Below are 6,674 nucleotides of genomic sequence, written 5' to 3'. Positions count from 1 at the left end.
CGCCATATTCCCCCAGCATCAACTCACATCGATACACGCACCAGGGGCAGATCATGGACGAAGAACTCAGAAAGAAAGCACTTGAATATCACCGTTTCCCAAAACCGGGCAAGATTCAAGTCGTACCCACCAAAGGATTAGCCAGCCAACGCGACTTAGCTCTGGCCTACTCTCCTGGCGTGGCGGCCGCTTGCGATGCCATCGTTGCCGACCCCTCTGAAGCGCGCAATTTAACCGCGCGCGGCAATTTAGTCGCCGTGGTCACCAATGGCACTGCGGTTTTAGGCCTAGGCAATATTGGGCCTCTGGCTGGCAAACCGGTAATGGAAGGCAAAGGCGTTTTATTTAAAAAATTCGCCGGCATCGACGTTTTTGATATCGAAATCGACGAAAACGATCCCGACAAACTGATTGAAATCATTGCTTCACTGGAACCGACTTTTGGCGGTATCAACCTCGAAGACATTAAAGCGCCCGAGTGTTTTTATGTAGAAAAAAAACTTCGCGAGCGAATGAATATTCCGGTATTTCATGATGACCAGCATGGCACGGCGATTATTGTCGGCGCTGCGGTCAAAAACGCCCTCGCCTTACTCAATAAAAACATCGCCGACGTTAAATTAGTCGCCTCAGGCGCCGGTGCTGCGGCAATTGCATGTTTAGACTTACTAGTTTCTTTGGGCGTACAAAAAAGCAATATCTTTGTTTGCGACTCAAAAGGCGTGATTTATAACGGCCGTGGCCCGCTGGATGAAACCAAGCAACGCTACGCGCGCGACACCGACATTCGCACGCCAGCCCAAGCGTTAGTCGGCGCTGATATTTTCTTAGGGCTATCAGGTCCTGGCGCGATTGACGCCGAAATGCTCAAAACCATGGCGGCCTCGCCATTGATCTTGGCTTTGGCCAATCCAAATCCAGAAGTCACGCCGCCAGAAGCCCGCGCTGCGCGCCCGGATGCGATTATTTGTACTGGTCGCTCGGACTATCCAAATCAAGTCAATAACGTACTTTGCTTCCCATTTATCTTCCGTGGTGCACTCGATGTCGGTGCCACGACGATTAATGAGGCGATGAAACACGCGGCAGTGAACGCGATTGCTGAGCTGGCGCACGCCGAATTATCGGATGTGGTTGCTAATGCCTATAGCGGAAAAACACTGGCTTTTGGCGCAGAATATTTAATCCCAACCCCATTTGATCCGCGTCTAATCGTTAAAATTGCGCCAGCAGTAGCCAAAGCGGCGATGGACAGTGGCGTCGCGACTCGCCCGATTGAAGATTGGGCAACGTATATCGAAGAGCTCACGCAATTTGTGTATAAATCCAGCCTCTTTATGCGGCCGGTATTTATGGCGGCCAAAAAAGCGCAAAAACGCGTGGTGTTTTGTGAAGGTGAAGATGAACGCACCTTGCATGCCGTCCAAGAATTACTCGACATGCGTTTATGTCAGCCGATTTTAATCGGCCGCCCGCCGGTGATTGAGGCCCGAATTGAAAAGCTCGGCTTGCGCATTCGCCTAGGTATCGACTTTGAAGTGTGTAACCCAGAAAATGATCCGCGCTATCGCGAATACTGGCAGCTGTATTACAGCATCATGCAACGCAAAGGCGTTTCAGAAGACCTCGCCAAAGCCGAAGTTCGCCGCAAAACCACCCTTATCGGCGCTTTAATGGTCGAACGTGGTGAAGCGGACGCCATGATTTGCGGTACTTACGGTTTGTATCACAATCATTTGGCGCACATTAAAAATGTGTTGGGCTTAAAACCGGGCGTCTCAACGACGGCGGCAATGAATATTTTGCTCTTGCATTCGGGCAATATTTTCATCACCGACACCTATGTCAATGCCGACCCGAACGCCGAACAATTGGCTGAAATCACCCTAATGGCGGCTGAAGCGGTGCGTAAATTTGGGATTGCGCCGAAAGCGGCGCTATTGAGTCACTCCAGCTTTGGCAGTAACGACAGCCCGTCAGCACGTAAAATGCAAGAGGCGCTACGTATTGTCACCGAGCAAGCGCCAGAATTAGAAATCGATGGTGAAATGCATGGTGATGCAGCGCTCTCGACCGCGATTCGGGCGCAGGTATTCCCAAATTCCCGCCTCAAAGGGGAAGCCAATATTCTGATTATGCCGAATTTGGATGCGGCGAATATTTCGTTTAACTTACTCAAAGCCACTGCCGTCGATGGCGTGACGATTGGTCCGATTTTGATGGGCATGGCCAAACCGGTGCATATCTTGACCCCAACCGCATCCGTTCGCCGTATTATTAATATGGCCGCCTTGGCTGCGGTTGAAGCGGCAATGGCTGAGGAGCAAAAAAATGAGTGAGTTTAATCCAAGCGATCCCTTTGGCTTTTTTGCCAATATGCTCAAGCAAGGTGCGAGTAATCCATTTATTCCACCGCTGACTGAAGAAGAAATCGAGCGTAAAATTATCGAGTGCAAAACGGTTGAGCAATGGCTCAGTATGCAAATTGGTATGCTGCAAATGACGGTTAAAACCCTCGAAATGCAAAAAGCCGGCTTAGCTGCTTTTAAACAAAATATCGACCCTAACCCTGAACACAGTTAAATAACGGATCACAATGATTGAACGTCGCCCCGCCAAACGTCCTACTTTGGCGTTAAAGCACACACTGGCCAGCTTGTTGCTGGCCAGTTTTTTTACCGCCTGCGGCACTGCACCAGTCTCGCCGCCAGCGCAACCTAGCCCATCCCCAGTCACCCCCAGCACCGAACCCACCAGCCCCACAGCAACAGCTGCTGCACGCTATGTCGCCAGCAGCTGGCAAGCGCTACCGGCTTGGTCACAAGATGAACTGCTTAAAGGTTTTCAAGCGTGGCGTAATGGCTGCGCTCGGCTACAAAAAAATCCAATTTGGTCGCCGATTTGCCAAGACGCCGCCAATGTAGCACTGACGACACCGGCTATTCGCCAGTTTTTACAAACGCGGCTCACGCCTTATCAGTTACAAAATCCAGACCAAAGCACCACTGGACTCATCACGGGGTATTACGAGCCCGTCTATGCAGGTAGCCTCACGCAGACCCATACCGCCAATCAAGCCGTTTATGGCCCGCCGCGAGACATGATTACCGTTGCTCTGGATAGCGTTTACCCAGAACTCAAAGGCAAACGCCTGCGCGGTAAAGTGCTTGGCAATAAGCTGGTGCCTTTTCCCGACCGCGCCGAGATTGTTAAAAATGGCGTCAATGCCCCCGTGTTAGCTTGGCTGAACGATCCAATGGACGTGCAGTTTTTGCAAATCCAAGGCTCAGGGCGCGTGCAACTCAGCAGTGGTGAACAACTGCGCTTAGGCTACGCCGACCAAAATGGTCGCCCGTATAAACCCGTCGGGCGCTGGTTGGTCGAACAAGGTTTGCTGCCCGCGAGTGAAGTCTCAATGCAAAGCATTCGGGCTTGGGCCACAGCTAATCCTAAGCGGGTGAATGAATTACTCAATAGCAATCCAAGCTATGTGTTTTTCCGCACCTTACCCGCCAGTAATGACGGCCCAATTGGCTCGCTCGGCGTGCCACTCACTGCGGCGTACAGTATCGCCATCGACCCGAATACGGTCCCTCTGGGCAGCATGGTGTTTATCGCCACCACACGGCCTGATAACGCTGGCGGCATCCATCGTTTAGTCGCAGCGCAAGACACTGGCGGCGCAATTCGCGGCAGTGTTCGCGCCGATTTCTTTTGGGGAACGGGCGACGCAGCGGGTGAACTCGCCGGAGAAATGAAGCAAAGCGGTAGCCTGTGGCTACTGTGGCCAAAAGGGCAAGCACTACCTAAATAATTAAGACAGCAAAAAGGGCTGCTCAACGCAGCCCTTTTATATATGGCAATGTTCAGATTTGGTGTTGATGCTGTGCCGCGCTTGTCGAGCTGGGGCTTAAAAACCCGTCTAAGCGCACCGAGTGAGGAGAGAGACAAACAGCTATATCGTTTGGCTCACGACGATCGAGGGCACAGCGGAGCTGGGCGCGCTCGGGTCGCCTTTCTTTCCCCCTCTTTCTTTGGCGAGTCAAAGAAAGAGGGGGCCGCCACTGACTGCGACTGTAAACAGCCGTGCCGTAGGCACTTAAAACCATCAACACCTAATCTGAACATTACCTTGTATATTAGCGTATATCGCTACAAACCAATTAATACATAGTCTATAGCAATATACACAGCCATTAAGCAAAAACCACTTTGCCTTTCACCAGCGTGAATTTCACTTTACCCAGCATTTCATGCCCAATAAATGGCGTGTTTTTACCTTGGCTTTTTAGGCGTTCAGGAATCACTTGCCAATGTGCGTTGGCGTCAAACACCACCAAGTCAGCGCGATTACCAACGGCTAAACCCGCTTCAAACCCAAGCATTTTGGCTGGCATGGAAGAGATTTTTGCCAGTGCTTGCGGCAAACTAATATGCTGGCTGCTAGCCCATTTAAGCGTTAACGGCAGCAATAATTCCAAACCTGTTGCGCCACGCTCAGCTTGCGCAAACGGCAGTAATTTACCGTCATCATCGACTGGCGAATGATCCGAGCATATGGCATCAATCGTGCCGTCGTTCAGCGCTTTCACAATCGCATCGCGATCAGACACCGCCCGCAGTGGCGGATCAAAACGGTATTGGCTATCAAAGAAACCAATATCAATATCAGCCAAATGAATATGGTTGATGCTCACGTCACACGTCAATGGCAGGCCTTCCGCCTTAGCGGCGCGAACCAAATCCAGACCAGCGGCGCTCGACATCCGCGCTAAATGCACGCGGCAACCGGTGGCGCGCATCAATTGCACGATTTGGGCAACGGCGATGGTTTCGGCAATCACCGGAATGCCGGTTAAGCCCAGACGAGAGGCATACGGACCATCGTGCGCCACACCATCGTTCACCAACGATGCTTCTTCAGGGCGCAGGCGCAGCTCATAGCCAAAATTGGCCGCGTACTGCATTGCGCGGTACAGCACTTGCAAGTCGGCAATCGGCACATCGCCTTGCGAAAAAGCCACGCAACCGGCTTCTTTCAGCATCGCCATTTCGGTAATTTCTTTACCCTTGAGGCCCACTGTCAACGCACCAACCGGATATAAGCGCGCTAAATCAAGACTTTTAGCGCGTTGGCGTAAATTCATCACCAAGCCTGATTCATCGAGCACTGGATCCGTGTCGGGTGGACACACCACGCTGGTTACGCCGCCAGCTACGGCAGCGGCCATTTCCGATTTGAGCGTTGCTTTGTACTCAAAGCCGGGTTCACGCAAACGCGCGGCTAAATCGACCAAGCCCGGCGCAACAATCAATCCGGTCGCATCGATGGTTTGATCAACCACAAACCCAGCTGGGGCAGCATCCACGGCGGCGATTTTGCCATTGGCTAAATACAAATCAGCCACTTGCTCCGTACCAGCAATCGGATCGACCAAGCAACCATTTTTAATCAGAATATTTTTCATTTTTTAACCCATTTTTTCAACGCAGAGGCGCAGAGGCGCAGAGGTAAAACAAGTCAATTCTCGTAGGTTCTCAAGCAAACCTAATACTGATTGAAATATTCTAGGTTTTGTCTTTCTCTGCGCCTCTGCGTCTCTGCGTTAGATTTTTCTAAATCAATTCACGTTGATTGGCCGCCACGATGCTTAGCACCGCCATGCGTACCGCGATACCGAATGTCACTTGCGGCAAGATCACCGCTTGATCACCATCGGCCACTGCCGAATCAATCTCAACGCCGCGATTCATTGGCCCCGGATGCAGCACAATGGCATCGGGCTTAGCAAACGCCAATTTTTCTTGGGTAAGGCCGTAGACCTTAAAGAATTCCTGCGTTGACGGCAGATACGCCCCAGCCATGCGTTCATTTTGCAAACGCAGCATCGCCACCACATCAACGTCTTTCAGACCTTCTTCCATATCGTGATACACATGCACGCCAAGCTGCTCGATGCCGGTTGGCAGCAAGGTTTTCGGCGCGATGACGCGAATATCTGGGCAACCCAAGGTCGACAGCGCGTGAATTTGCGAGCGCGCCACACGGCTATGCAATACATCGCCCACAATCGCCACGCGCAAATTGGTAAAGTCGCCTTTGTAATGGCGAATGGTGAACATATCGAGCATCGCTTGCGTTGGATGCGCGTGGCGACCGTCACCGGCATTCACCACGGCCACGCCCGGCTTTACGTGTTTGGCAATCAAATGCGCGGCGCCCGAATCCGAATGCCGAACGACGAACAAGTTCGCGCCCATTGCTTCAATATTGTGAATGGTATCGAGCAGCGTTTCGCCTTTGGCGGTACTGGAAGCTTGAATATTCAAGCTCGATACATCGGCCGACAACCGTTTAGCGGCGATTTCAAACGTCGTACGCGTGCGCGTTGAGTTTTCAAAAAATAAGTTAAACACCGAAGTGCCAGCCAAATCGGCGAATTTTTGATTCACCAACTCACCGCCCGAGACAAACTCGGCGGCTTTATCCAAAATCTGCGTCAAAACACGACGCGGCAGCCCTTCGGTGGTGAGTAAATGAATCAACTCACCTTGGGCATTCAGTTGCGGGTTATACATAGCTTCCTCGCGGAGTAAATTCGTTTTAAAGCCACCACAGAGACACAAAGGCGCAGAGAACGGCGTAATTGCCACTACCCTGTTTTCGCTTACTC

Annotated in this window: 5 protein-coding genes; 3 read left to right on the top strand and 2 right to left on the bottom strand. The window is 51.7% G+C overall.

Going from position 1 to position 6,674, the window contains the following annotated elements; all coding sequences use genetic code 11:
- Positions 1–53: 53 nt before the first annotated feature.
- The 3 genes from Q0V82_RS07930 to Q0V82_RS07920 are packed head-to-tail and all read left to right on the top strand — an operon-like array spanning position 54 to position 3,814.
- The gene (locus Q0V82_RS07930; RefSeq protein WP_297574421.1) at positions 54–2,339 is read left to right on the top strand and encodes an NADP-dependent malic enzyme; all 2,286 of its coding nucleotides are present in this window, start codon (positions 54–56) and stop codon (positions 2,337–2,339) included.
- Positions 2,332–2,583 (top strand): PhaM family polyhydroxyalkanoate granule multifunctional regulatory protein, encoded by a 252-nt coding sequence (locus Q0V82_RS07925; RefSeq protein ID WP_226764432.1) that lies wholly within the window; start codon positions 2,332–2,334, stop codon positions 2,581–2,583. The genes Q0V82_RS07930 and Q0V82_RS07925 overlap by 8 nt, the downstream gene beginning before the upstream one ends.
- Before the next feature lie 13 nt (positions 2,584–2,596).
- The gene (locus Q0V82_RS07920; RefSeq protein WP_297574418.1) at positions 2,597–3,814 is read left to right on the top strand and encodes a murein transglycosylase A; all 1,218 of its coding nucleotides are present in this window, start codon (positions 2,597–2,599) and stop codon (positions 3,812–3,814) included.
- Between the two features lie 382 nt (positions 3,815–4,196).
- Here Q0V82_RS07920 and Q0V82_RS07915 read toward each other — a convergent pair whose 3' ends face one another.
- Both Q0V82_RS07915 and Q0V82_RS07910 read right to left on the bottom strand, forming a co-directional pair.
- The gene (locus tag Q0V82_RS07915; protein ID WP_297574415.1) at positions 4,197–5,468 is read right to left on the bottom strand and encodes a dihydroorotase; all 1,272 of its coding nucleotides are present in this window, start codon (positions 5,466–5,468) and stop codon (positions 4,197–4,199) included.
- A gap of 148 nt (positions 5,469–5,616) precedes the next feature.
- Complete coding sequence (locus Q0V82_RS07910; RefSeq protein ID WP_221022647.1) at positions 5,617–6,579, bottom strand: aspartate carbamoyltransferase catalytic subunit; 963 nt, start codon at positions 6,577–6,579, stop codon at positions 5,617–5,619.
- Between the last annotated feature and the right edge of the window lie 95 nt (positions 6,580–6,674).

Source organism: uncultured Deefgea sp., assembly GCF_947072475.1.
Taxonomy (GTDB): Bacteria; Pseudomonadota; Gammaproteobacteria; order Burkholderiales; family Chitinibacteraceae; genus Deefgea.
This window is presented reverse-complemented; position numbering and strand designations above follow the sequence as displayed.

Excerpts from the sequence above, each read along its gene's own strand:
- Q0V82_RS07930 (WP_297574421.1), top strand. The coding sequence starts at position 54 with ATGGACGAAGAACTCAGAAAGAAAGCACTTGAATATCACCGTTTCCCA.
- Q0V82_RS07925 (WP_226764432.1), top strand. The coding sequence starts at position 2,332 with ATGAGTGAGTTTAATCCAAGCGATCCCTTTGGCTTTTTTGCCAATATG.
- Q0V82_RS07920 (WP_297574418.1), top strand. The coding sequence starts at position 2,597 with ATGATTGAACGTCGCCCCGCCAAACGTCCTACTTTGGCGTTAAAGCAC.
- Q0V82_RS07915 (WP_297574415.1), bottom strand. The coding sequence starts at position 5,468 with ATGAAAAATATTCTGATTAAAAATGGTTGCTTGGTCGATCCGATTGCT.
- Q0V82_RS07910 (WP_221022647.1), bottom strand. The coding sequence starts at position 6,579 with ATGTATAACCCGCAACTGAATGCCCAAGGTGAGTTGATTCATTTACTC.